Genomic DNA, 22615 nt, shown 5'->3' with positions numbered 1-22615 from the left:
CGGTCGGCTCCCTTCTGTGTGTGGCTCCGGCCCCCGCTGTCTCTAGCGTGAGCCGATCCACGGAAGCTATGAAGCGACTACGGACAGAACCGGAGCCGGCCGTTTCATGCTGACTTGACTATTGCTCGTTCGGGTGGCGGCCGACGACGTTGTTGGTTACGGTCCGGCGTTACCGCTGCACTGGCTGTGGGCGTGTGTGGCGGCAGGACACGAGCCGGGTGGCCGAACCGCGAGCCCGGCTGTCGCGGCGTGCGCTGCGCTGGGCGTTGGAGGCCATCGTGTGCCAGCACCTCACGGTCGCTGGAGTCGCGGAGGCGTTGGCCGTGTCGTGGAACACCGCGAACGACGCGGTGCTGACCGAAGGTCGCCGCGTGCTGATCAGTGACCCGCACCGTCTCGACGGCGTGCAGGTCATCGGGGTCGATGAGCACGCGTGGCGACACACCCGTCGCGGGGACAAGTACGTCACGGTGATCATCGACCTGACACCGGTGCGTGACGGCACTGGCCCGGCGCGGCTGCTGGACATGGTCGAAGGCCGCTCCAAAGCAGTGTTCAAGACCTGGCTCGACGCCCAAAGCAGCGCCTTCCGCGACGGGATCGAGGTCGTAGCGATGGACGGGTTCACCGGCTTCAAGACCGCAGCCGCTGAGGCCGTCCCCGACGCGGTCGCGGTCATGGATCCCTTCCACGTCGTAGCACTGGCCGGCGACGCCCTCGACCGATGTCGGCAGCGTGTTCAGCAACAGACCTGCGGGCACCGCGGGCGCACCGGTGACCCGCTCTACGGCATCCGCCGCGTGCTGCGCACCGGCGTCGAGCTGCTCACCGACCGACAACACCAAAGACTGCCTGCCGTGTTCGCCACCGAGCAGCACGTCGGGGTCGAGGCCACCTGGGGCATCTACCAACGCATCGTCGCCGCCTACCGCAACCCGGATCGAGCCTGCGCGAAGACCGACCTGGCGAAGACCATCACCGTCAGCGCGGCGGTGCCCACGGCCCTGACCGAGCTGATCACACTCGGGCGGACGCTCAAACGCCGGGCCGCCGACGTGCTGGCCTGCTTCGACCGGGCCGGCACCAGCAACGGACCGACCGAAGCGATCAACGGCCGCCTGGAACACCTACGCGGCTCCGCGCTGGGCTTCTGCAACCTCGCCAACTACATCGCAAGATCACTAATCGAGGCTGGCGGGTTCAGACCACAACCACACACTCAGATCGGATGAGCCCGGAAAGTTTTGAAAGAATTCCGGGAGGCGTGTCGGATAGGGGCGGTGGCGTTCGTAGCAGGGGTGAGGCCGCCACAAGGCGCGGCGCGACCAACTTCCCGCAAGGAGACACCATGACTGCCACGTACACCTTCGACATCTTCTCCACGCTCGACGGCTTCGCCAACCACAACGGAGACTGGGGCGGCTACTGGGGCAAGCAGGGCCCCGAATTCCTCGCGCATCGCGCCGCTGCCTACCGCGACCCGCTGCGCATGGTGCTCGGGGCCAAGACCTACACCTCGAACGCGCCGTTCCTTAACGCAGGCTTCGACCGCAGCCTGTTCGACGGGTGGATCACGCGCATGTTCGACTCCCCGGTCACGGTGCTCTCCAGCCGGCTGACCGAACCGCTCGAGTGGCCGGACACGACCATCGAGTCCGGCGATCCTGTCGAGGTGGTCACGCGCCTCAAGGCCGAATCCGACGTGCCGCTGCGCTCCCACGGCAGCCTGACGCTCAACCGGGCGCTGCTGAACGCCGGCCTGATCGACACCATCGAGGTGACGGTCTTCCCAGTGATCTCCGGGACGACCGGCGTGGACCGGATCTTCGACGGTGCGGACGACTTCGACCTCGAGCTGCTCGAGGCCCGGACCTTTGACGGCCACACGCAGGTGCTGACCTATCGGCCGACCCGACACAGTTGATCGGCGACGGGGCGGCGTTGAGCCATGCCGGGATCGTCATCCTCGCCGCGTGCGTGGGTATGGCGCTGTGCTCCTGACGTCGACACGTCGACACTGCGCCTGCCGAAAACTACATCCATGCAGTTCAAGCTGCATGTGAGTATTCGTGGAGGACTCCGCCGAGCCGGTCTCTCCGGCGTATGTTCAGGTCGATGATTCGCTCCGGATCTGTGATCGGATCCGGCACGATGCGTAGCGGGGCCGCTTGGGTCAGGGCTTGGTGGGCGCGGTGCTGGTTGTAGGAGTGTTCGTACTCGCGTAGGGCGTGCCGCAGGTGGTGTTCGTTCCATAGGAGGCAGCGGTCGAGGAGTTCGCGGCGGCACAACTGCACCTGAAGGGTGTCAATACTCCGTTCACGGTTGTGAGCTGCGGGTTTGTCCCGGCTTCCTGGTCGAAGCAGTGGTCAGGGTCGGGCATGCTCGAGGCTCGTGGTGCTCCGTCTCTTCTATTTGATCTTCTGTCGCATTGTGGGCTGGCTGACGCTGCTGGCTGGTGGCGACGGGTCCAAGACCTTGGAGATCCTCGTGCTTCGGCATGAGGTGGCAGTGCTGCGCCATCAGGTGGGCCGTCCGAGGCTGTCGTGCGCGGATCGAGCGGTGTTGGCCGCGCTGGCTCGGGGACTGCCGGCGGGGCTGCGTGCCCAAACGAGCAGCCGGGCCCTGCCGCCGATCTCATCGACGGCTTGCTGTCCGCGTTCCGGGTCGCGAGAGCCGACGTAGACGCTCACCCCGGCGGCCGCGAGCTGCGCGGCGATCTGCTTGCCGATGCCCTTGTCGGCCTCGGTGACAGTGCAGTCGAATCGCTCATGGGCGTTTCCTATTCCTTGTCAGTACGTGGCGGCGGCAGTGGTCGTCGACCCGGTCAGTGCGCCGAGTACGCGTCGGTGTCGATGTCCTCGATGAGGGTCGGTCCGGTGGGCGTCCAGCCGAGCAGCTCCCGCGTCCCGGTGCTGGTCGCCTCGAGGTCCCTGGCGAAGAAGTTGCCGATCCAGCCGAAGTGGCCCTGGACGTCCTCGGCGGCGATCGAGGCGACGGGCAGGTCGAACGCGCGGCCGATCGCCTCCGCGATCTCGCGGGTGGAGACACCCTGTTCGGCGACGGCGTGCAGGCGGGCGCCTGCAGGCGCCTTCTCGAGGCCGAGCGCGACGAGGCGGGCGGCGTCGGATCGGTGCACGGCGGCCCAACGGTTGGTCCCGTCACCGGGGTAGCCGGAGACGCCCTTCTCGCGGGCGACCGCGGCGATGACCGCGATGAACCCGTGGTCGCGGGTGCCGTGCACGGTGGGTGAGAAGCGCAGGCTCACGCTGTGCACGCCCCGCTCGACGAACTCGAGCGCCAGGTTCTCGCTCCCGCCGCGCGGGGAGTCCGGGCCGTGGGCCGAGGACGCGTCGTCCTCGGTGGAGGGCCTGCCCTGGGCGAGGCCGGCGACGCCCGATGCGAACAGGAACGGACGGTCAGTACCTACGAGCGTGTCGCCGATGGTCTGGACGGCGGCCCGCTCGGCCGCGCTCGAGGCGGCCGGGTTGGAGAAGTCGTGCTTGTTCGCGAGATGGATGACGGCCTCGGCGTCCTCGGCGCCGGCGCGGATGCTGTCGAGGTCGTCCAGGTCCCCGCGGCGGACGTGGGCGCCCTTCGCCGCGAGGGCCGCGGCGGACGCGTCGGACCTGGCCAGTCCGGTGACCTTGTGGCCCGTAGCGAGCAGTTCGTCGACCGTCGCGGAGCCGATCCATCCGGAGGCTCCAGTGACGAAAACGTGCATGATGTGATCTCCTTCGACGCCCCGCCAGCGAGCGGGGCGAATGATCCGAGTGGTTGGTAGCAGCGACTGATGTCAGTCACAGACATAGCTTACCCCTTCAAGTCAGTCACTGTCATCGCTACACTTGACCGCATGGCGCGTTGGGAACCGGGGGCTCCGGAGCGGCTGCAGAAGGCGGCGCTCGAGCTGTTCGCCACCCGCGGCTACGAGCAGACGACCGCCACTGAGATCGCACAGTCCGTCGGCCTGACCGAGCGCACCTTCTTCCGCCACTTCAGCGACAAGCGCGAGGTCCTGTTCTACGGGCAGGACGTGTTCGTCCAGGCGTTCCTCGACGGCGTGGACACCGCACCATCGGGCGCATCTCCGATCGAGATCGTCGCCTGCGCCCTGCAGTCCGCGGCGTCCTTGTTCCCGGACGAGCGCCGGCCCCACTCCCGCCAACGACAATCGGTGATCGAGCAGAACCCCGCGCTGCAGGAACGCGAGTCGCACAAGCTCGCCAGCCTTGCCACGACCGTCGCCGACGCCCTCCGCGCGCGTGGCGTCGACGAACTCGCCGCCACCCTGGCCGCGGAGTCAGGCGCCACCGTCTTCGGGATCGCGTTCACACAATGGATCCGCGAGGGCGAGCAGCGATCTCTCGCCGACATCTCAGCGCACGTGCTCCGCGAACTACTCACCTTGACCGGAAAGGCGACGGCCTCACGCAGCATCGTGACCACACCGACGCGTAACTGAGCCCCCCACTCGGGTCCGTTCCTGCCGGGGGCTCGCCGACCAGTCGATCTGGCTGCATGGCCTACTGATCAACGGCGAGGTGATCTGCACAAGGGTGCGGTCTATGCCAACGTGTCGCTCGCGGCCGGCATCGTGGACAGGCCTGGTCGGTCCCCTGATCGACCTGGCCGGCGCACTGCAGTGCGGGCACAGGAGTTCTGCCGTGCCTATCCCTGGCAGGGTGTGGCTGGGTTGCGGACCGGCGACGAATACTGGTAGAGGCGAGTCCGACGACCCGCCAGTCGTCGCCGGTGAGGACCGCCCGGATCGTTGCTTGCTGCTCCGTCTTGCCCGCGACGGGTGTCGCCTGGAAGGCGAGGGTCTGCGATTCGCCGGGCTTGAGGGGGAGGACCTTGTGGCCGGTGGGCGTGGAGGTCCAGCCGTTGGGGAGGACGAGGGCGAGCTCACCTGCCGGGACGGCCTTGCCGGTGGCGGCGACCGTCACCTGGACGTTGAAGGGCTCGCCCGCCAGAGCCTCGGCGTCGGCCAGGCCCGCAACCGCACCCGGCTCGCGGTGGAACGCACCGTTGCCGTTGGGCATGATCTGCCTCCGCCTGACCATCCCTTGGTACGCCACCACCGGCCACAGCCCCCACGACACCGCCGAACGACGAGCACGAGCCCGCTGGTACACCACCAAGACCGAACTGTCCTTCGAAGACATGGTGATCAAGCTCCGCCGCGTCATCATCGCCGAACTTTTTCGGCCCCAAGCCCTCTACCAGGCCACACCCGAAGAAACCCGGGCCGTCCTCGCAGCCTGCGCCGCAGCCGAAACATGATCACCCACAAGTGCGAAACACGAGGGGTCTTGCGGAGTTCCGCCATGCGTTGGCTGATGTCGGCGAGGTGCCGGTCGATGAGGTCGATGACGTGGCTGCACGGGTTTCGCCGCTATCGCGCAGGGCGAGGATGCCGCCGATCTCGGCGAGGGTGAGGCCGGCGTGATGAGCATCGCGGATGAACGCAGGGCCGTGGGTTCACCGTGGAGATCGAAGCCGGGCTCGCCAAGCTCATCGAGGGCTGGCGGCCCCTGCGCCCGATCAGGGTCCACGACGCGGGCCTGCCCTTCCTGTTCAACCCGTGACCGCGCTCCCCCGGGGAAGGGGGTTACTGGTGAGATCGCGTCAAGCGGGTGGGTAGCGGCGGCCTACCGTGACGGGGCCTTCGCCCGACCATGTCCGTAGCGGTCAAAGTAGCGCCGCGTAACCAGGTTTTGATTCACGCGATCCGCCGATTGACTTTGTGCTGACGGCAGAGGCGCTGGCCTCACTGTTGGAAGATATGGCGGGCGTACTGATCCGTCCTACGGCAAGAGCTTGGTGAGAAGGGTGCGAAGTTCTTGAGCGCCGTCCGGGCCGAGGATGTCGTCGATGTCGCGCTCCATGCTCTCCAGGGCTTCACGCACTACAGGGATGCGGGCGCGGCCGAGGTCGGTGAGCTGCAGCGCGTAGCGGCGTCGGTCGTGCGGGTCCTGGCCGCGGGAGACGATGCCGGCCGCCACCAGTTCCTCGATGAGTGATGCGGTGGCCGGTTCGGTCAGGTGCAGGTATCGGGCCAGTTGCTCTTGCGGGCAGGGGGCGAGCCTGTCCAGGGCGGGCAGCAAGGCGAAGTGGCGGGTGCGCAGACCGTACGCCGCGAGCTGATGATCCCCGAGGCGGCGCAGCCGGTAGTGGGCTTGGGCGATCAAGTGCTCGATGCTGTGGATGGCGGATGGCCCGTCGTCGGCGACGAGCTTGGTCAGCAGCGCGGTGAGGTGCTGCCGCTCGGGTGTGGTGAGCGCGCTGGTGAGCCGGGCGTCGCGGTCGGCGACGGCGTGGCGCATGCCGTCCAGTGCGGTACGGCCCGCCTCGGTCAGTGACAGCACGTAGGTGCGGCGGTTGGCCGGGTTGCGGGTGCGGATGACATAGCCTGCCGCCTGGAGCCGATCGAGCAGCCTGACCATGATCGTACGGTTGATGCCGAGCCGGTGGGCGAGGTCCTGCTGTGAGGGGGCGTCCTCGTCGGCGAGGATGTCGAGCACCACGAACTCGCGCGACTGTGACCCGTCTTGCATGGCATGGGCGGTGACGGCGGTGAACACGCGGCGTAGTAGGTGGCCGGTGGTCGCATGCAGCGGGCCGGACTCGTCGTCGACGACATTCCTTGCCTGTTCGGGCACGAGCCTCACCTCCTGGCGTGATGCTAGCAGTCTGATGATTGATCTGATGATGGTTGCATCAGAATTAGTTGGAATGTTGACAGTTGGGAGCATGTAGATCTAGAGTCCCGACACACAACTCATGGAAGGACATAGCGATCATGCGTACTGTCGCGGTCATGGACTCCTACCTCGCCTACACAGAGGCCGGGGAGGGGGAGTCGCCAGTGGTGTTCCTGCACGGCAGCCCCACCTCGTCCTACATCTGGCGCAACGTCATCCCGCACGTCGCCGATCGCGCCAGGGTCCTGGCCCCGGACCTGATCGGGATGGGCGCCTCCGGAAAGCCCGACATCGGCTACCGCTTCGCCGACCACGCCCGCTACCTGGATGCGTGGTTCGAGGCCATGGGGCTGGAGGAGGTCGTCCTAGTCGGGCACGATTGGGGCGGCGCACTGGCCATGGACCGCGCTGCCCGCCACCCCGGCCTGGTGCGCGGCGTCGCCCTCCTGGAGACGTTCCTGCGGCCGCAGATGTGGGCGGAACTGCCGCAGGACGTGATCGACCATTCCCAGGCGCTGCGCACCCCCGGGCTCGGCGAGCGGCTGCTGCTGGAGGAGAACGCCGCCATCGAGTACGCCCTGCCCCACCCCTTCGCCATCAAGACAGGCCTCAGCCCGCACGACCACGACGTCTACCGGGCGCCCTACCGCGAACCGGTGTCGCGCCGTCCTCTCTTGCAGTGGCCGCGCGAGATTCCCTACGACCGTGAACCGGCCGATGTGGCCGAACGCATGGACGCCTACGGTGCATGGCTCGCCACCAGCCCGGAGGTACCCAAACTGCTCCTCACGGTTGAAGACGGCGTCGGTATCGCCTCCCCGCAGATCGTGGACTGGGCCCGCCAGAACATCGCCGCCCTCGAAATCGAAGGCATTGGACCCGCCGGGCATCAGGCCCCCGAGGACCAGCCGCACGCCATCGGCCAGGCCATCGCCGGCTGGCTGAACCGGCACCACCTCCTCTCGCCGGCTTGGGCGAGCGCTTGATCCGCGATCCGGTTGGCGGTCAGTGCTGCCTGGTTGGTCAACCTGCTCGGCAGCGTGCCGGACAGCGCGCCGCCACCACTGCGCCCTGCCGAAAATTTCATCTGTGCAGGTCAAGCGGCATGTGAGTACTCGTGGAGGAGGCCGCCGAGCCGGTCTCGTCGGCGTATGTTCAGGTCGATGATTCGTTCGGGGTCCGTGATCGGGTCCGGGACGGGACGCAGCTGTGACGGCCTCCTCCCACGCGCCGAGCCGCTGCTCCCAGGCCGTCGTGGCCTCGGTCGGCGACCTGCCGCCGCATTCTCCGCGGACCTGGCAGGGTCAAGCTTTGTAGGCGCTCGTCAGGCGTGACCGCGACGCCTCGAGGTGGGCGGTCATGGCGCTCGCCGCCGCCTCGGGATCGTTGCGGCAGATGGCGTCGAGCACCGCGCGGTGCTCATCGGCGGCGTGACTGGCGATCCCGTGGCGGAAGTAGAGGCGGTAACCATGGGTATGCGCGCGGAACCTGCGCAGCGTGTCGGCGATGAGCGGGCTGCGACTGGCCTCGGCGATCGCGTTGTGAAACAGGGCGTCCAGTTCCGCGAAGCCGCGGTACGCCTCGTAGGTGTCACCGACCAGCGGTGACATCATCTGCTCCAGCGACCCCCGCATGGCGGTCACCTCGGCGGCCGTGGCGTACCGTGCGGCACGCGCGGCAGCGGACGGTTCGAGGAGCAGGCGAACGTCGTACAGGTCATCAAGGGCGGCCCGGTCGAGCAGGGGGGCCACCAGATAGCCGGTGTTCGGCCGGCGGACGACGAGCCCCTCCGACTCGCAGCGCGCGAGCGCTTCGCGGACCGGCGTCTGCGACACGTCGAGTTCGCGGGCGAGCCCGTCGATCGACAGCTTCGTCCCGGGCTCCAAGTCGTGATCCATGAGCCGGGCCTTCAGCGCCTGGAAGACCGATTCGCGGATGCTGATCTTGGCCGGCTCGGCGGAACCCGAGCCGCTGGATGCGCCTGTCACCGGCGCTGAGTCACTCATCGCCCCTCCATCTGAGGCCACCGCGGACACATAGGTTCCGGACATCTTCGCTACTCGTGGTTGACACATGCCCGAAACGCCCTGCATCCTCATGCAAATCGTATCGTATCGGATCTGGGCTAGCCCGCCCGACACAGAAAGAAGAGCTCGTGACCTTTCCCGACTGGTTCGGCGACGCGGGTTTCGGCCTGTTCGTGCACTGGGACCATGCGAGTCAGCAAGGCGTGGAGATCGGCTGGCCCCTGGTCGGCAAGTCGATCATTTCGGGCCGGACAGAACCCGAAGCCGACATGACAATCACGCAGTACCAGTCGAGCGCGGCCACGTTCGACCCGCGACGCTGGGATCCGCGAGGCGTCGCGCGGCTCGCCCGCGACGCTGGTGCCCGCTACGTGGTCTTCACCGTCCGCCATCACGCCGGGTACTCGATGTACCACACGAGGCAGTCCGAGTTCTCCATCGCGGCGTCGCCGTACGGACGTGACATCACCCGGGAGTTCTTCGACGCGTTGCGCGCCGAGGGCCTGCGTGTCGGCGTCTACTACTCGCTGCTCGACTGGAACCATCCCGACTACCCGGCGTTCACCGACGCCGATCGTCCCTACCCGCACGACCGTTACCGGCGGCCCTCACCGGAACAGTGGGCGCGATACCTCGACTACGTCAAGGGACAGCTCACCGAACTGCTCACCGAGTACGGGACGATCGACCTGCTGTGGTTCGACGGGGAGTGGGAACGCACCGCAGAGGAATGGCACGGCGCCGAGCTCCGCGAGCTGATCAAATCCCTGCAGCCGGACGTGATCATCAATGACCGGCTGCCGGGCCAGGGCGACTACGCGACACCCGAGCAGGGCATGCCGCGCCGGCCACCGGGCGGACCGTGGGAGCTGTGTCTCACCATGAGCGAGAGCTGGGCCTACCGGCCTGACGACCTCGACTACAAGAGCCCGCGGCTGCTCGCCTCCTACCTGAGCGAGGTCGTCTCCCGGGGTGGCAACCTCCTGCTCAACATCGGGCCGCGGGGTGACGGGTCGCTGGTGCCGACCGAGGTCGCCACGCTCAAGCAGCTCGGCAGCTGGCTCGCCAGCCACGGCGAGAGCATCGTCGGGGCCGCGCCCGCGCCGGAACGCCTCGACTTCTACGGCCCGGCCACGCAGCGCGGCAACAACGTCTACCTCCACCTGCTGCTGCAGCCACAGGACGTGCTCATCGTCAGGAACGTTCCCATCGGCTCGGTCGTCAGCGTTCGCCTGCTCGGCACCGAGCAACCGCTGCAGTACAGCGTCAACGAGGAAGTGCACAAGGCGAACGGCGAGGACGACGAGCCGCTCGGCGAACTGTTCATCACCGTGCCACCACCGACCGGCGCGCTCATCGACGTCATCGCCATAGAGCTGTCAGCTCCCTGAAAGGACGGGTCCCGTGCGACTCTCTAGAACTCTCAGAGCGGCCAGGCCAGTCCTCGCAGGCGTCCTGCTCGCGGCCGCCGGCATCGCGTGCGGCACCGGCACCGGACCAGGCGGCGGCGACGGCAAGTCGCTCCGGATTCAGATCCCCACCGGACCGCTGGCCAGCGCCATGCAGCAGGTCGGCAAGGACTTCGAGAAGGCCAACCCGGGCACGGTGGTCACGTTCGAGGGCGTCGACGCCGGCAGCTCCCGCGGCCCCAATGTGGCACTGCTCAGCTCGACCGGCACCCCGGACATCGGCTACCTCCAGCGCAGCACGGGTGTCTGGTCGGCGCTACTGAAGAACAAGCAGCTGACCCCGCTGGATGACGTCTGGAAGGCCGCTGGCCTGGCGGACAAGTACTCCAAAAGCCAGGTCGACTACTACACGACCAACGGGCACCACTACGGCGTCCTCTACGAGCAACTGCTGATCAACCCCGTCTACTACAACAAGGCAGCCTTCGCGAAGGCCGGCATCCCCGACCCGCCCGACCACCAGGTCCACTCCGTCGCCGACTTCGAGTCCATGGTGGGCAAGGTCAAGGCCGCCGGTTACGAGGGATTCGGCGTGGGCGGTTCGAGCCCGTACGACCTGGGGCACACGCTGGACGCGCTGCTGCCCACCGCGGTGTCGGCCGACGACTACGACGCCATGCTCACAAACTTCAAGCCCGGATCCCCCACGGACGTCAAGTACACCGACCCCGGCTTCGTGAAGGTGCTCCAGACGATCCAGGACTGGCAGAAGAAGGGCATCTACCAGAACGGGATGCTCGGCATGGACACCGACCAAGCCCAGGGGCTGTTCACCAGCGGAAAACTCGCGATGCTGCAGGGCGGCAACTACACCTACGCGAGCCTGAAGGAGGCCAAGCCGTCGTTCGAGATGGGCTGGTTCCTGCTGCCCCCGCTCACCCCGGGCCGGAAGACGCCGTTCGACGCCTTCAACGGTGACACCCTGGTGGTCCCGGCCAAGGCGGCGAACCCGGATCTGGCCAAGAAGTTCCTTCAGTTCTTCATGACCGACAAGTACCAGGTCAGCGTCATCGCCGCCACCGGTTCGCTCCCGGTGTTCACCTCGATCCCCGCATCGAGCCTGTCGAACCTCGGCGACCTGGTGCAGCAGCAGTTCGAGCTGTCGCAGTCCGTCGGATTGGTCAACATCTGGGACTCCACCGTGCCCTCCACCCTCGGGCAGGCGTTCTCGGTGCCGGTGCTGCAGAAGCTCGTCGCCGACAAGCTGACCCCGCAGCAGGCCGCGCAGCAGTACCAGTCGGCGCTGGAGGACCTGCAGTCCGGCAAGGTGTCGGGAGCGTCGGACTGATGACCGCCGACAAAGTCGTTCTGGCGACGGCCGCCACGGCGCGGCCGCCTCGCCGGAGGGCGCGGATCTTCCCGACCGCGGTGATGGTCCCGGCCTTGGTGCTGCTGCTCGTGCTCGTCGCTTACCCGATCGCCGGATCCGTGCGCATCAGCCTCGGTTCCTGGGACGGCATCGGCGCCGTCGCCTACCACGGCCTGGACAACTACCGGCGGCTTCTGCACGATTCGCTGGTCTGGCAGTCCATCGGGACCAGCCTGCAGTTCTTCATCGGGACCGTGGTGTTCACGGTGACCTTCGGCTGTCTCCTGGCCAACGCGATCAGCCGGAAAGTCCCCGGCGCCCGGATCTTCAAGGTCATCTGGTTCCTGCCGGTGATCATCCCGGTCAGCATCGCAGGCATCTTCTGGTCGAACGCGTTCCAGCCCACGACCGGTGTGGTGAACTCACTGCTCGGCCTGATCGGGCTCGGAGACGGGCACGCCTGGCTGGCGTCGTCCTCGACGGCACTGTACGCGGCGATCTTCGTAGCGGTGTGGACGCAGACCGGGTATGCGATGCTGATCCTGCTGGGCGCGATGGAGGCCATCCCCCCGGAGGTGCACGAGGCGGCCACGCTCGACGGCGTCGGAGCGGCCGGACGGCTGTTCCGGATCACCTTGCCGAACATCGTGCCGATGCTGGGCACGATCACGACGTTGACCTCGGTGTTCTCATTCAACGCCTTCGGCATCATCTACGCGATGACCCGAGGCGGCCCAGGTAACTCCACGAGTATCCTCCCGGTGCTGGTCTACAAGCAGTCCTTCGTCGACCAGGACTACGGCTACGGCTCGGCTACCGCGGTCATCACGACGCTGATCGTCGCCGTCATCGGGATCATGACCCTGCGGATCTTCCGCCAGCAGACCCTGGACGCGCGATGACGGCGCCGCGGACTCCCAGCGGAACACGGCCGGCCGTACGGCGTCGCCGGCGACGATCGGCCTGGCGACACGGCCCGCTCTGGTACGTCGGCTACGCGCTCCTGCTGGTCTGGACGGCGATCACGGTCGTGCCGTTCGTGTCGATGCTGCTGCTGTCGCTGCACCCGACCAGCGACATCTACGCCCACCCGTTGGGGCTGGGCGGCCAGTGGGTGCTGTCGAACTACGCCGACGCCTGGCGGGGCGTGGTCGGTGGCGCGCCGCTGTCGACGTACATCATCAACAGCGTGCTGGTGGCACTCTGCAGCCTGGCCATCGGCGTGACCTGCGGCAGCCTCGCCGGCTACGGCCTGGCCCGCGCGACCAGGGGCCTGTCGAACGCGGTCAGCCGCGTCATGGTCCTCGCCCTGAGCGTCCCGCTGGTCGTCGCGCTGATCCCGACGTTCGAGCTGCTGGGCAGGTATCAGATGCTCAACAGCGTGCCGGGCATCTCGCTAGTGTACGCGGCGTTCATGACGCCCACCATCGCCCTCATCATGCGGTCGGTGTTCGCCGCCGTACCGCGGGAACTGCTCGAAGCAGCCAAGATCGACGGTTACGGGGAGTTGGCCGCGCTGCTCCGCGTGGTCCTGCCAATCAGCAAGGGCGGTTTCGTCTCGGTCACGCTGCTCGGGCTCATCTTCGTGTGGAGCGAGGTCCAGTTCGGAGTCGTCCTGCTGACCCGCCCGCAGAACCGCACACTGTCGGTCGGCCTGCTCTCCTTCCAGGGCCAGTTCGTCAGCGACCAGGGGGCCTTTTTCGCCGGCCTCGTCATCGCGACATTCCCGATCGTCATCCTCTTCCTGATCTTCCAGCGCTACGTCACGAGCGGCATCACCCTGGGTGCGCTCAAGTGAAACCCTCAGCGGCCCCGTCCAGAGAGCACATGACATGACCCGAATCGAACGAATCGACGTCCAGATGGTCGACCTGCAACCGGCGGCCGTCCGCGTCGACGCGATGCAGTCCTTCGTCAAGCAGGAGACGGTGCTCGTCACCGTGCACACCTCCGACGGGCTGTCCGGGACCGGGTACTCCTACACGATCGGGACCGGCGGGCGGGCTGTCATGTCACTCATCACCGACCACCTGGTCCCGGCACTTCTGGGCCGGGACGCTCGGCTGGTCGAGGCGCTGTGGCGGCACATGCTCGACCAGACCCGCGCGACCACTGTCGGGGCCATCACCTCACTGGCGTTCGCCGCCGTCGACACCGCGCTCTGGGACCTGCGCGGCCGGCGTACCGGTGAGTCGCTGTGGCGGATGGCAGGCGGCGCGCACGAGCGGCTGCCCGTCTACGACACCGAGGGCGGCTGGCTGCACCTGCCCGTCGAGGAACTGGTGGACGGCGCGAAGCGAGCGGCCACGGCCGGGCTGTGCGGGGTGAAGGTCAAGGTGGGCAGGCCGTCGCTCGCCGAAGACGCCGAGCGGCTCGCGGCCGTCCGCGAGGCGGTGGGACCGGGCTTCGAGGTGATGGTCGACGCCAACCAGGCGTTCACCTCCGCGGAGGCGATCCGACGCGCCCGGACCTACGAGCCGCTCGGCATCGCCTGGTTCGAGGAGCCGCTGCCGGCCGACGACCTGCACGGACACCGAAGACTGGCCGCCTCCACCTCGGTGCCGGTGGCGGTCGGCGAATCCCTCTACTCCGTCCAGCGGTTCGGCGACTACCTGGCCGCGGGCGCGGTCGGCATCGTGCAGGTCGACGTGGCCCGCATCGGCGGGATCACCCCATGGCTGAAGGTCGCCCATGCCGCCGAGGCGTTCAACGTCGCGGTGAGCCCGCACTTCCTCATGGAACTGCACGTCAGCCTGGCCGCCGCCGTGCCGAACGGGATGTACGTCGAGCACATCCCGCAGCTGCAGGCGATCACCCGTAGCTCTCTGGTGATCGAGGACGGCCATGTGACACCGCCCGACACCCCCGGCATCGGGATCGACTGGAATCCCGATGCCCTCGACGACCACCGCGTCGCCTGAGTGAGACGAGGAGTGTCGATGATACGGGTGGCGACGGTCATCCGGCTGAGGCCGGACAAGGAACCCGAGTACCGCGACCTGCACGCGGCCGGCCGGCCGGCCGCGCCGGACGCGCTGCACCCACGTGACGGCATGCTCACCGAGGCCGGTCACGGGCAGCGCAGCGTCGAGCACCTCGCCGCGTACGGGGGCACCGCGATCCGCTGGCACGGCCTCACCCTCGGCTCCGGGGCCGACGCGTGAACCGCCGGCGGCTCGGCCGTACCGGCGTTGAGGTGACCGAGCTCGGGGACAGCCTGGACCGGCTGGGCACCTCCCACGTCGACATCGCCCTCGTCCACGACCCGGAGCGGGCCATCCCGCAGGTGATCGACGAAACCGTGCCGGCCCTGCTGAGCATGCGCGACGAGGGCCTCATCACCGCTGTGGGCGTCGGCATGAACTACTGGCAGCCGCTCGCGGAGATCGTGGACCGCTGTGACGTGGATGTCGTGATGCTCGCCGGCCGCTGGACGCTGCTCGACCGTTCCGGCGAGCCGCTGCTCGACCTGTGCGGCCGGCGCGGCGTCTCCGTGCTCGCCGCGGCGCCGTTCAACTCCGGCATCCTCGCGCAGGCCACGCCGAGCGAGCGCGACATGTTCGACTACGCGCCGGTGAGCGGGCCGGTGTTGCGCCGCGCTCGGGAACTCGCCGCGCTCTGCCGGGCCGCGGACGTGGAGCTGCCGCACGTGGCGATCCGGTTTCCGCTGCGGCACCCGGCGGTGGCGTCGGTGGTGGCCGGAATGGCCGGTCCGGACCAGGTGCGCGGCGCCGCTCAGCGGATGGCGCGGCCGGTACCCGAACCGCTGTGGCGGCGGCTGCGGCCCACGGTGCCCTTGCCCGACGGCACTTTCAGCCGGCCGCCGCCACGCTGACCGCCGGCGGCGGACACCATCAGCGACGACTGCGCCGCAGCCCTCCGGCTGTGATTTGGATCGCCTGATGGGTCTGGCGATCTTTGTGTAGTGTCGTCACGGACGGTGATGGCGACCTAGTCCGCGCAGAGGATGATCTTTCGGAGTAAGTCGAGTTCGGCGCGCCCGTATCGGCTGCGCTTGATGGCCTTGACCTGGCACACGTTGCCTTCGACCGGGCCGGAGCTGTAGGGCAGGGTGAGCCCGTTGCGGACGGCGGCGAAGGTGTGCAGGTGGGGCAGGTCGTCAGTACGGACGGCGGCGATCCAGTCGTCGAGGCGTTCGCCGTGACGGCTGGTCATCATGTCCGCGAAGGTCTTGACGTGGCCGCGCAGGGCGTCCAGATGGGGCAGACTGCCAGGACGTTCTTGAGTTTGACCTGCTCGTCGGCGTCGAGGGTGTCGGGGTGGCGGCGGAGCCAGCTGGTGATGTGGCGAACCTTAGGCGGTGCCGGGACGGTGGCGGGCGCGGCCGTTCCTCGGAAGGGGGCCAGGTAGTAGTAGACGGTGGAGTAGCCGCCGCGGTAGCCGAGCGCGGTGATCTCCCGAACCAGTTGCTGGACGTCCCGCCCGAGGACCTGGTCAGGGCGCAGGCCGTCCGCTGGACGGCCTGCGCCCTGACACTCAGCCGAGCCAGGTGGTGATCTGGGTCATGGCGGTCGCGGACCAGCCGAGCTTGAGGTGGTTGAGTGGCAGCGTCGCGGTCGCAGCCCGGTTCGCGATGCCGTCGGCCGCGGTGCAGCTCGCCACGAAGACGGCGCCGTCGGACGGCCCTGTGTGCTCGTTGTGCAGCAGCGCCATGTCCGGCATGTTGCCGCACAGTTGGTAGACCGGGACGCTCGACGGAGTTCCCGCGTTGATGAGGGGCTGCACCAGCGAGCCCCTTTCGATGGCCCACTGGATCCCGCGGCCGGCGGTGTAGAAGCCGGTGCCGCCGTAATAGGTGGTGTACCAGTCCTGTTCGATGGTGGGCAGCGGGTAGACGCCGTCCCAGCGATAGAGCATGTCGTCGGAGCCCGGGTAGGCGTTGCCCTCGTAGCTCAGCTCGGGATGGTTGCGCCACAGGCCGTAACAGACCATCTGGGAGTGGGGTGCGGGTGCGTTCAACGAGCCCCCGCATTCCGGAAATATGGCGAAATCGTGGGTCCAGCCGTGCCGGTAACCCCAGTCGAAGCCCTTGTTCGGCCCGCCGACGAGGATCAGCTTCCTGACGCCGCCCGCGTAGGCCGTGCCCCAAGGCTTGCGTAGCGACGAGACGTACATGCGGGCGTTGAACGCGCCCTTCGACCAGCCGATCACGTCCACCTGCGCCGCACCGGTCTTCGCCCGGATCCTGGCGACGGCGTCGTGGATCTGCTCCGCCCAATAGTGGCCGTCCCCTGTGACGTGCGGGAAGCCGATCGCGAAGACCTTGTAGCCCTGTCCGTCGAGGTGCTGCACGAGACCCGTGGTGGGGCAGTTCGCCTGCCCGCAGCCGTACGAGCCGCTGGCATTGGGATTGGCCCAGGCCAGATCGGCGTTCTGGTTGGCGCCGTGCACCAGCAGCACGGGGGTGCTCTTGGCGCCCGTCTGCCAGCCCGGCGCGTGGTACAGCAGGAACCGCGAGGAGTGCGGCCGGGCGACGTCACCGAACAGGCGCCTGGTCTGCCCCTTCTGGTCGCCACGCCCGTCGGGTGGGTACGTCTCGGCCTGGAACCCGGTGGAGTTGTCCTTGTAGCGCTCGACGAGCGCCCAGCCGTTCTCCAGACCCGAGGTGTAGGCGGCCTCCAGCGTCACCGACGCCGTCGCGGTCGCGGCGGCGGGTGTCGTGAACAGCGCTCCGGCCGCTAACGCGAGGGCCGCAGCCACTCGTCCCCACGAACGTCGTCCCATCAGACCTCCCAGGAAGTTCGGATGAGTCAAGTTCGCCCGCTCCGGAGGCGCGGGTCAATGTGAGCCGCACCTATAGTTCCGTGTCGGTGAGCGGTGCTGGAGCCGCTGCTCCCCAGCAGTGGTTGGCTGCAGGTGAGCGCCGTCAGCTGTCATTTCATGCCAGGAAGGCCAGCATTTCCGGTCGTACGGAGTGGGCGAAGCCGACACCCGCGGCCCAGCGGGCAGCCTCGGCGGCGGCGAAGTCGGTGAGGCGAGCCCACTCGTTGCCCTGGGAGCCGGCGAGGTGCGGGGTGATCAGGAAGTCCCACAACGGGTGGTCGGCGGGCAGTACCTCGGGGTCGGTGACGTCGAGGACGGCGTGGATGCGTCCGGCGGTGGCGGCGTCCGTGAGTGCGTCCTGGTCGAGCACCGCGCCCCGGGAGGTGTTGATCAGCGCCGCGCCGGGGCGCATCGAGAAGATCAGGTCGCGGTCGACGAGGCCGCGGGTAGCGGGCAGCAGCGGGGTGTGGACGCTGACCACGTCGGTGTGCGCGAAGAGCTCGCGCAACCCGGCGGGCCGGGCGCCTGACAAAGCACCTGAGCGACGGCCGGTCCCTGACCGGCAATGTCTGCAAGGCGTCCTGTTCGTGCTGCATGCCGGCATCGGCTGGGAAGACCTACCGCAAGAACTCGGCTTCGGCCCCGGTATGACCTGCTGGCGGTTGAAATGCTGGAACGATCCCGGCGTGTTCAACTCCACCAGATCCTGCTCGATCGGTTGAACACAGCGAACCGGATCGACTGGTCGCGCGCGGCGATGGACAGCAATCACATCGACGCCAAAGAAGAGGGTCTCGGGACAGGCCCGTCGCCGGTCAACCGCAGCAAGCCCGGTTCCAAACACCATCTCATCCGTGACGGCAACGGCACCCCGATCTCCGTGCTGACCAGCGGCGCCAACATCCCTCGACATCAGCCGCGGCCCTTGAGCTGCTCGACGGCTACCCGCCTGTTGCCGGCCGTCGGGGCCGGCCACGGCGGCGTTTCGACGTGCCGCTGGCCGAGCCAGGCGCGTCTGGCCCACGACGCTCAAGGCCTGCGATCGGCCGACGTGGCCGACGCGATCGTCGCGGTCGCCGGCATGGCGGAGCTGCCGCTGCGCCTGGCCGTCGGGGCCGACGCGATCGACGGCATCCGGGCCGCGCTCGAATCCCGGCCGGCCGAGCTGGAGAAGTCAGCCCAGCGCGGCCGCCTTGCGCAGCAGCACTGAGCGTTCGCGCTGGTTGGCGCACAGCCGGGCCGCCAGCTCCAGCTCGGCGCGCGCTTCCGGTCGCCGTCCGAGCCGGGCCAGCAGCTCACCGCGTACGGTCGGAACCAAATGCGAACCGGGGAGCCGGTCCAAGGCGATCAGCTCGTCCACCATGGCCAGGGCTTGCGCCGGACCCGAGGCCATGGCCACGGCGACGGCCCGGTTGAGCTCGACCACCGGCGAGGGCGCGACCCGGCCGAGTGCCTCGTAGAGCAGCACGATTCGGTCCCAGTCGGTCGCCTCGAGGGAGGGCGCCGACGCGTGGGCGGCGGCGATCGCGGCCTGCAGGCCGTAGGGGCCGAGGCCGCGGGTCGATGCCTTGGCCAGCGCGGCCAGCCCACGGCGGATCGCCGAGAAGTCCCACCGCCGCCGGTCCTGGTGCTCGAGCAGGATCGGCGAACCGTCCGGGCCGGTCCGGGCCGGGAAGCGCGCGGCCGTCAGCTCGCACAACGCGAGCAGGCCGTGCACCTCGGGCTCGTCCGGCTGCAGCGCGGCCAGCGTGCGGGCCAGCCGGATCGCCTCGTAGGCGACGTCGGGGCGCAGCAGCCGGTCGCCCGACGTGGCCGTCGACCCCTCGGTGAAGATCACGTAGAGGACGCTGAGCACGCCGCCCAGCCGTTCCCGGCGCTCGCCGGCCGCCGGCAGCTCGAACGGCACCCCGGCCGCCGCGATCGTCTTCTTGCCCCGGGTGATGCGGGCCTGCACGGTCGGCACGGGTACGAGGAACGCGCGGGCGATCTCCTCGCTGGACAGGCCGCCGACCACGCGCAGGGTCAGCGCCACCCGGGCCTCGGGGGAGAGCACCGGGTGGCAGCTGATGAACATCAGCGCCAGGACGTCATCGTCGATCTTGTCGGGGTCGATTTCCTCGTCGACCGCCGGGCCGGCCGCCAGCAGGGCGTATCGGTCCTGAAGGGCGGCCCGGCGGCGGATCGCGTCGATGGCCCGCCGCCGGCCCGTGGCCATCAGCCAGCCGGCCGGATTGGCCGGACAGGCACGCGGCCACGACACCAGCGCCTCGGCCACCGCCTCCTGGGCCGCGTCCTCGGCCAGCCCGAAATCGCCGGTGAACTGGGCCAGCGCGGCGACGATCCGCGCCGACTCGATCCGCCAGACGGCCTCGACGTCGGCCCTACCCATCAGATCTGGCCGTTGCTCTCGCGCCCGGCCCGTTCCTTGACGATCCGCTCGTTGTCCTGCGGGACCTCCTCGCTCCCGGCCACCCGGCGGACCTCGATCTTGGACCCGGGGACCGCCGGGACCCGCTTGGCCCACTCGACCGCCTCCTGTTTCGAGGCGACATCGAGCAGGAAGTAGCCCCCGAACAGTTCCTTGGTCTCTCCGTAGGGCCCGTCAGTGACCAGCGGGGCCTCGCCGCTGAAGTCGACCACGACGCCCCGGCCCGGATCGTCCAGCCCTTCGGCCGCGAGGAGAACACCGGCCTTGACCATCTCCTCGATGAACCGGCGGGTCGCGGCCATCGCCTCGCCGATGTTGGCCATCATGGCCGCGTTCGTCTCATCGGTGCCCCGCATGATCAGCATGTACTTCGGCATCGCGTTCTCCTCATCCGGCGGGGCCGCCTCTCGACCCTCGCACCCACACGTCGAACGAGCGGCCCGCAGATCGACACGGCCCCGGAGAAATCTCTCGCCGCAACGCAGCCGATCCCACCGACCCGCGTTTCGCCCGTCAGACCGGCCCCTGAGCGATGGCAGACGCGGACGCCATGCTGATCAGAAAGCTTAACGTCGCAGCTTTGGAAGGCGGCAACGCTCACACGGATCTGGGGAAAAGCATTCAGGACGCGGCCAGCGACTTCTTTCCACTACCTGGCTGAAGAGAGGGCGACGGGAATCTTTAGCGGCGTTTCGCCCGCGGCGCACTCTCTTGCCGCTGAGCACGCGCGCCAGCCGACGAACCGTCGTGACAGTCTGTGCACGCCTATCCATGATCGCGTGCACCTCATGCCGAGAACAGTGCATCCGATCAAGGTGTCAGAAGTCAGCGACCGGACCAGGGCGCTGGCCGGCCAACGTCACCCAGCCACACGGTCAAGCGCTACTGATCGACCCTGTTTGGGAACGCCCGCCGCCGCGCGCTGGCCCTGCTGTTGCTCGACGCGGTCGCCCCGGTGGCCGACGCGTCTGCGACCTCGTTGATCCCCGTCCCGGCCCAGGCCATCGCGCCGTACCTGGGCTTCTTCGGTGGCTTCCTGCTCTACCTGGCCACCGCGGAGATCCTCCCCGAGGCCCACACCACCAGCCACCCGACCCGCCTCACCCTGCTGAGCACGGTGTGCGGCGCCCTGCTCATGTGGCTGGTCACCGGCCTCACCGAGTGATCGCCGCTACGGCGACCACTCGGTGAGCGCGCAAATTCGCCCTGAGGCTGAGCGGAGGAGGCAGGGACGGTTCTGCTCTGCGCGAAGCCGGCAGAACTCGAACGCGCCGTCTATCTATGGTGAGGCATGGCCTACTCCATCCCGCCGCTACGTCCAGCGATCGATCGGACCGCCCCCAAGCCGTCTCCGGCTCGCGAGCCGCTGTGGCGGCACGTGCTCGGTGAGTGTCTGAGAGGTCTTCGTCACGAGCGGGGCGAGAAGTTGAGCGAGACGGCAAGTCGCGCCGGGGTCTCGCCGCAATATCTCTCCGAGATGGAGCGAGGCGTCAAAGAGCCGTCGAGCGAAATGATCGCTGCGGTCGCCGGCGCGCTGGATGTGACTCTGGTCGATCTGACCCTTGCCGTTGCCGAGAGCTTGCGGTCTGCTCAGCACAACGCGTCGAGAGGTGCTACCTGCTCGGCGGCGTATGCTCTGGCCGCGTAGCGCGGCTTGCCGGGATTATCCGCGGGCCTATGAATGCTCCTCGATGATCTGATCGAGGAGCCCGTACTCCAAGGCCGCGGTCGCGGTAAACACGCGATCGTGATCGGTGTCGGCGCGTAGGGTCTCGATCGTCTGGCCGGTGTGCCGTGACAGTATGTGCTCGATGTCTGCCCGGACACGTACGACCTCGTCGGCTTGCAAGATGAGATCGGGGATCGTTCCGCGCCCCTGAGCGGCCGGTTGGTGCAGGATTACTCGTGCGTGCGGGAGAGCGGCACGTTTTCCTTCGGCACCCGCGGCGAGAAGGACGGCACCCACCGCGACGGCCTGTCCAACGCAGGTTGTCGAAACCCGCGGGCGGATATGGCGCATGGTGTCGTATATCGCGAGCATTGCGCTCGGGTCCCCGCCTTCGCAGTTGATATAGAACTGTATTTCGGCATCGGGGTTGTCTGACTCTAGAAAAATCAGCTGCGCGATGAGCGCGTTCGCGACGCCCGCGTCAATTGCGGTGCCCAGATAGACGATTCGCTCGGTGAGCAGGTGCGAGTAAACATCCATGATCCGCTCGCCACGAGGATTCTGAGCGATGACGTTCGGGATCGTATATGTGGTCACTGGCCGACTCCTTCGGTGACGCCGAATCCGGGCCGTGGGCGATTGTGTGGCGCGATTTCCTCGAAGTTCTGCACGATTGCATCTATGAAGCCGTAGTCCAGTGCCTCTTGCGCTGTGTACCAACGATCGTGCAGAGAATCCTCGAATATGCGCTCGACGGGCTGACCCGTGTCCTCGGCGATAAGACCGAGTACCGTGTCGCGAGTATGCCGAAGGTCGCCAGCCTGCAGTTCGATGTCGACTGCGGTGCCACCGATTCCCGCCGAGCCTTGGTGCATCAGGACACGTGCGTGTGGCAGGGCGCGGCGCTTCCCTCGGGCCCCCGATGACAGCAAGAATTGCCCGGCGCTGTAAGCGATGCCCAGCACGAGGGTCGATACGTCGCAGGGAATGACTCGAATGATGTCGCGGATCGCAAGCATCGAGGGAACCGAGCCGCCCGGGGAGTGAATCCACAATGCGATATCGGTCGACGCATCCTGCGTGGCGAGTGCCATCAGTTGCGTGGCCAGCAGTGTCCCATTGTCGTCATCGAGAGGGCCGTCGAGAACGAGAACACGCTGCTCGTAGAGCTCGCGTCTTACCCGCGCGTTGAACAGTGGAAGTTTCGATTCTTCGCTCATGCGTC

Annotated in this window: 27 protein-coding genes and 1 pseudogene; 16 read left to right on the top strand and 12 right to left on the bottom strand. The window is 68.0% G+C overall.

Going from position 1 to position 22615, the window contains the following annotated elements; genetic code table 11:
* Positions 1–131: 131 nt before the first annotated feature.
* Together ACFLIM_RS46835 and ACFLIM_RS46830 are read left to right on the top strand one after the other, a co-directional pair.
* A pseudogene (locus ACFLIM_RS46835) lies at positions 132–1232 on the top strand (ISL3 family transposase); the annotation flags it as partial.
* 116 nt (positions 1233–1348) lie between these two features.
* Positions 1349–1924 (top strand): dihydrofolate reductase family protein, encoded by a 576-nt coding sequence (locus ACFLIM_RS46830; protein WP_393176726.1) that lies wholly within the window; start codon positions 1349–1351, stop codon positions 1922–1924.
* Positions 1925–2519: 595 nt separating this feature from the next.
* Here ACFLIM_RS46830 and ACFLIM_RS46825 read toward each other — a convergent pair.
* The gene (locus tag ACFLIM_RS46825) at positions 2520–2783 is read right to left on the bottom strand and encodes an SDR family NAD(P)-dependent oxidoreductase (RefSeq protein WP_393176730.1); all 264 of its coding nucleotides are present in this window, start codon (positions 2781–2783) and stop codon (positions 2520–2522) included.
* 41 nt (positions 2784–2824) lie between these two features.
* A complete protein-coding gene (locus ACFLIM_RS46820; RefSeq protein WP_393176724.1) occupies positions 2825–3721 on the bottom strand; it encodes an SDR family oxidoreductase in 897 nt (298 codons plus the stop codon).
* Between the two features lie 132 nt (positions 3722–3853).
* Between ACFLIM_RS46820 and ACFLIM_RS46815 the strand changes: the two genes are divergently transcribed.
* Positions 3854–4462, top strand: a complete 609-nt coding sequence (locus ACFLIM_RS46815; protein ID WP_393176722.1) for a TetR/AcrR family transcriptional regulator — start codon at positions 3854–3856, stop codon at positions 4460–4462.
* 61 nt (positions 4463–4523) lie between these two features.
* On the opposite strand, the gene ACFLIM_RS46810 is transcribed toward ACFLIM_RS46815, so the two are convergent.
* Complete coding sequence (locus tag ACFLIM_RS46810) at positions 4524–5042, bottom strand: COG1470 family protein (RefSeq protein WP_393176720.1); 519 nt, start codon at positions 5040–5042, stop codon at positions 4524–4526.
* Here ACFLIM_RS46810 and ACFLIM_RS46805 point away from each other — a divergent pair.
* Positions 5029–5283, top strand: coding sequence for a hypothetical protein (locus ACFLIM_RS46805; protein WP_393176718.1), 255 nt, complete (start codon positions 5029–5031; stop codon positions 5281–5283). The two genes, ACFLIM_RS46810 and ACFLIM_RS46805, sit on opposite strands and share 14 nt — an antisense overlap.
* Positions 5284–5807: 524 nt before the next feature.
* Here ACFLIM_RS46805 and ACFLIM_RS46800 read toward each other — a convergent pair.
* A complete protein-coding gene (locus ACFLIM_RS46800) occupies positions 5808–6662 on the bottom strand; it encodes a MarR family winged helix-turn-helix transcriptional regulator (RefSeq protein ID WP_393176716.1) in 855 nt (284 codons plus the stop codon).
* Between the two features lie 140 nt (positions 6663–6802).
* On the opposite strand from ACFLIM_RS46800, the gene ACFLIM_RS46795 reads away from it, so the two are divergent.
* Entirely contained in the window at positions 6803–7690 is an 888-nt protein-coding gene (locus ACFLIM_RS46795) for a haloalkane dehalogenase (RefSeq protein ID WP_393176714.1), read from the top strand.
* Positions 7691–8008: 318 nt separating this feature from the next.
* Here the strand turns inward: ACFLIM_RS46795 and ACFLIM_RS46790 are convergent, their stop codons facing one another.
* A complete protein-coding gene (locus ACFLIM_RS46790; RefSeq protein ID WP_393176712.1) occupies positions 8009–8710 on the bottom strand; it encodes a GntR family transcriptional regulator in 702 nt (233 codons plus the stop codon).
* Between the two features lie 149 nt (positions 8711–8859).
* Here ACFLIM_RS46790 and ACFLIM_RS46785 point away from each other — a divergent pair, with 149 nt between their 5' ends.
* Genes ACFLIM_RS46785 through ACFLIM_RS46755 form a run of 7 tightly spaced genes read left to right on the top strand, consistent with a single transcriptional unit; the run spans position 8860 to position 15344 of the window.
* On the top strand, positions 8860–10122 hold the full coding sequence (locus ACFLIM_RS46785; RefSeq protein ID WP_393176710.1) for an alpha-L-fucosidase: 1263 nt from the start codon (positions 8860–8862) through the stop codon (positions 10120–10122).
* A gap of 13 nt (positions 10123–10135) precedes the next feature.
* Positions 10136–11488 carry an ABC transporter substrate-binding protein gene (locus ACFLIM_RS46780; RefSeq protein ID WP_393176708.1) on the top strand — a complete coding sequence of 451 codons (1353 nt, stop codon included), beginning with the start codon at positions 10136–10138 and terminating at the stop codon, positions 11486–11488.
* Positions 11488–12411, top strand: coding sequence for a carbohydrate ABC transporter permease (locus ACFLIM_RS46775; protein WP_393176706.1), 924 nt, complete (start codon positions 11488–11490; stop codon positions 12409–12411). The genes ACFLIM_RS46780 and ACFLIM_RS46775 overlap by 1 nt, the downstream gene beginning before the upstream one ends.
* Positions 12408–13307: a carbohydrate ABC transporter permease gene (locus ACFLIM_RS46770; RefSeq protein ID WP_393176704.1), complete on the top strand. Its 900-nt coding sequence runs from the start codon at positions 12408–12410 to the stop codon at positions 13305–13307. The genes ACFLIM_RS46775 and ACFLIM_RS46770 overlap by 4 nt, the downstream gene beginning before the upstream one ends.
* 34 nt (positions 13308–13341) lie before the next feature.
* A complete protein-coding gene (locus ACFLIM_RS46765; protein ID WP_393176702.1) occupies positions 13342–14430 on the top strand; it encodes a mandelate racemase/muconate lactonizing enzyme family protein in 1089 nt (362 codons plus the stop codon).
* A gap of 18 nt (positions 14431–14448) precedes the next feature.
* Entirely contained in the window at positions 14449–14673 is a 225-nt protein-coding gene (locus tag ACFLIM_RS46760) for a hypothetical protein (protein WP_393176700.1), read from the top strand.
* 32 nt (positions 14674–14705) lie between these two features.
* Positions 14706–15344, top strand: coding sequence for an aldo/keto reductase (locus ACFLIM_RS46755; protein ID WP_393176698.1), 639 nt, complete (start codon positions 14706–14708; stop codon positions 15342–15344).
* Positions 15345–15460: 116 nt separating this feature from the next.
* On the opposite strand, the gene ACFLIM_RS46750 is transcribed toward ACFLIM_RS46755, so the two are convergent.
* The 3 genes from ACFLIM_RS46750 to ACFLIM_RS46740 all read right to left on the bottom strand — a co-directional run bounded on the left by ACFLIM_RS46750 (position 15461) and on the right by ACFLIM_RS46740 (position 17825).
* The gene (locus tag ACFLIM_RS46750; protein WP_393176696.1) at positions 15461–15688 is read right to left on the bottom strand and encodes a hypothetical protein; all 228 of its coding nucleotides are present in this window, start codon (positions 15686–15688) and stop codon (positions 15461–15463) included.
* Between the two features lie 318 nt (positions 15689–16006).
* On the bottom strand, positions 16007–17254 hold the full coding sequence (locus tag ACFLIM_RS46745; RefSeq protein WP_393176694.1) for an esterase/lipase family protein: 1248 nt from the start codon (positions 17252–17254) through the stop codon (positions 16007–16009).
* A gap of 154 nt (positions 17255–17408) precedes the next feature.
* Positions 17409–17825, bottom strand: a complete 417-nt coding sequence (locus ACFLIM_RS46740) for an NAD(P)-dependent oxidoreductase (RefSeq protein ID WP_393176693.1) — start codon at positions 17823–17825, stop codon at positions 17409–17411.
* On the opposite strand from ACFLIM_RS46740, the gene ACFLIM_RS46735 reads away from it, so the two are divergent.
* Together ACFLIM_RS46735 and ACFLIM_RS46730 are read left to right on the top strand one after the other, a co-directional pair.
* Positions 17758–18015, top strand: a complete 258-nt coding sequence (locus ACFLIM_RS46735) for a transposase (protein ID WP_393176692.1) — start codon at positions 17758–17760, stop codon at positions 18013–18015. The two genes, ACFLIM_RS46740 and ACFLIM_RS46735, sit on opposite strands and share 68 nt — an antisense overlap.
* Complete coding sequence (locus ACFLIM_RS46730; RefSeq protein WP_393176732.1) at positions 17961–18503, top strand: hypothetical protein; 543 nt, start codon at positions 17961–17963, stop codon at positions 18501–18503. Before ACFLIM_RS46735 ends, ACFLIM_RS46730 begins: the two co-directional genes overlap by 55 nt.
* Here the strand turns inward: ACFLIM_RS46730 and ACFLIM_RS46725 are convergent.
* Together ACFLIM_RS46725 and ACFLIM_RS46720 are read right to left on the bottom strand one after the other, a co-directional pair.
* A complete protein-coding gene (locus ACFLIM_RS46725) occupies positions 18468–19682 on the bottom strand; it encodes an RNA polymerase sigma factor (protein ID WP_393176690.1) in 1215 nt (404 codons plus the stop codon). The genes ACFLIM_RS46730 and ACFLIM_RS46725 overlap by 36 nt on opposite strands.
* Positions 19682–20098: a YciI family protein gene (locus ACFLIM_RS46720; RefSeq protein ID WP_393170435.1), complete on the bottom strand. Its 417-nt coding sequence runs from the start codon at positions 20096–20098 to the stop codon at positions 19682–19684. Before ACFLIM_RS46720 ends, ACFLIM_RS46725 begins: the two co-directional genes overlap by 1 nt.
* A 578-nt stretch (positions 20099–20676) precedes the next feature.
* Here ACFLIM_RS46720 and ACFLIM_RS46715 point away from each other — a divergent pair.
* Positions 20677–20886, top strand: coding sequence for a hypothetical protein (locus ACFLIM_RS46715; protein WP_393176688.1), 210 nt, complete (start codon positions 20677–20679; stop codon positions 20884–20886).
* A gap of 126 nt (positions 20887–21012) precedes the next feature.
* On the top strand, positions 21013–21369 hold the full coding sequence (locus ACFLIM_RS46710) for a helix-turn-helix domain-containing protein (RefSeq protein ID WP_393176686.1): 357 nt from the start codon (positions 21013–21015) through the stop codon (positions 21367–21369).
* Between the two features lie 27 nt (positions 21370–21396).
* Here ACFLIM_RS46710 and ACFLIM_RS46705 read toward each other — a convergent pair whose 3' ends face one another.
* Both ACFLIM_RS46705 and ACFLIM_RS46700 read right to left on the bottom strand, forming a co-directional pair.
* Positions 21397–21987, bottom strand: a complete 591-nt coding sequence (locus tag ACFLIM_RS46705; RefSeq protein WP_393176684.1) for a ClpP family protease — start codon at positions 21985–21987, stop codon at positions 21397–21399.
* Complete coding sequence (locus tag ACFLIM_RS46700; protein WP_393176682.1) at positions 21984–22610, bottom strand: ClpP family protease; 627 nt, start codon at positions 22608–22610, stop codon at positions 21984–21986. Before ACFLIM_RS46700 ends, ACFLIM_RS46705 begins: the two co-directional genes overlap by 4 nt.
* Between the last annotated feature and the right edge of the window lie 5 nt (positions 22611–22615).

Source organism: Nonomuraea marmarensis, from assembly GCF_043197025.1.
Taxonomy (GTDB): Bacteria; Actinomycetota; Actinomycetes; order Streptosporangiales; family Streptosporangiaceae; genus Nonomuraea; species Nonomuraea marmarensis.
This window is presented reverse-complemented; position numbering and strand designations above follow the sequence as displayed.

Excerpts from the sequence above, each read along its gene's own strand:
- ACFLIM_RS46820 (WP_393176724.1), bottom strand. The coding sequence starts at position 3,721 with ATGCACGTTTTCGTCACTGGAGCCTCCGGATGGATCGGCTCCGCGACG.
- ACFLIM_RS46830 (WP_393176726.1), top strand. The coding sequence starts at position 1,349 with ATGACTGCCACGTACACCTTCGACATCTTCTCCACGCTCGACGGCTTC.
- ACFLIM_RS46790 (WP_393176712.1), bottom strand. The coding sequence starts at position 8,710 with ATGAGTGACTCAGCGCCGGTGACAGGCGCATCCAGCGGCTCGGGTTCC.
- ACFLIM_RS46760 (WP_393176700.1), top strand. The coding sequence starts at position 14,449 with ATGATACGGGTGGCGACGGTCATCCGGCTGAGGCCGGACAAGGAACCC.
- ACFLIM_RS46750 (WP_393176696.1), bottom strand. The coding sequence starts at position 15,688 with ATGATGACCAGCCGTCACGGCGAACGCCTCGACGACTGGATCGCCGCC.
- ACFLIM_RS46720 (WP_393170435.1), bottom strand. The coding sequence starts at position 20,098 with ATGCCGAAGTACATGCTGATCATGCGGGGCACCGATGAGACGAACGCG.
- ACFLIM_RS46770 (WP_393176704.1), top strand. The coding sequence starts at position 12,408 with ATGACGGCGCCGCGGACTCCCAGCGGAACACGGCCGGCCGTACGGCGT.
- ACFLIM_RS46725 (WP_393176690.1), bottom strand. The coding sequence starts at position 19,682 with ATGGGTAGGGCCGACGTCGAGGCCGTCTGGCGGATCGAGTCGGCGCGG.
- ACFLIM_RS46730 (WP_393176732.1), top strand. The coding sequence starts at position 17,961 with ATGCTGGAACGATCCCGGCGTGTTCAACTCCACCAGATCCTGCTCGAT.
- ACFLIM_RS46765 (WP_393176702.1), top strand. The coding sequence starts at position 13,342 with ATGACCCGAATCGAACGAATCGACGTCCAGATGGTCGACCTGCAACCG.
- ACFLIM_RS46700 (WP_393176682.1), bottom strand. The coding sequence starts at position 22,610 with ATGAGCGAAGAATCGAAACTTCCACTGTTCAACGCGCGGGTAAGACGC.
- ACFLIM_RS46795 (WP_393176714.1), top strand. The coding sequence starts at position 6,803 with ATGCGTACTGTCGCGGTCATGGACTCCTACCTCGCCTACACAGAGGCC.
- ACFLIM_RS46710 (WP_393176686.1), top strand. The coding sequence starts at position 21,013 with ATGGCCTACTCCATCCCGCCGCTACGTCCAGCGATCGATCGGACCGCC.
- ACFLIM_RS46810 (WP_393176720.1), bottom strand. The coding sequence starts at position 5,042 with ATGCCCAACGGCAACGGTGCGTTCCACCGCGAGCCGGGTGCGGTTGCG.
- ACFLIM_RS46815 (WP_393176722.1), top strand. The coding sequence starts at position 3,854 with ATGGCGCGTTGGGAACCGGGGGCTCCGGAGCGGCTGCAGAAGGCGGCG.
- ACFLIM_RS46775 (WP_393176706.1), top strand. The coding sequence starts at position 11,488 with ATGACCGCCGACAAAGTCGTTCTGGCGACGGCCGCCACGGCGCGGCCG.
- ACFLIM_RS46745 (WP_393176694.1), bottom strand. The coding sequence starts at position 17,254 with ATGGGACGACGTTCGTGGGGACGAGTGGCTGCGGCCCTCGCGTTAGCG.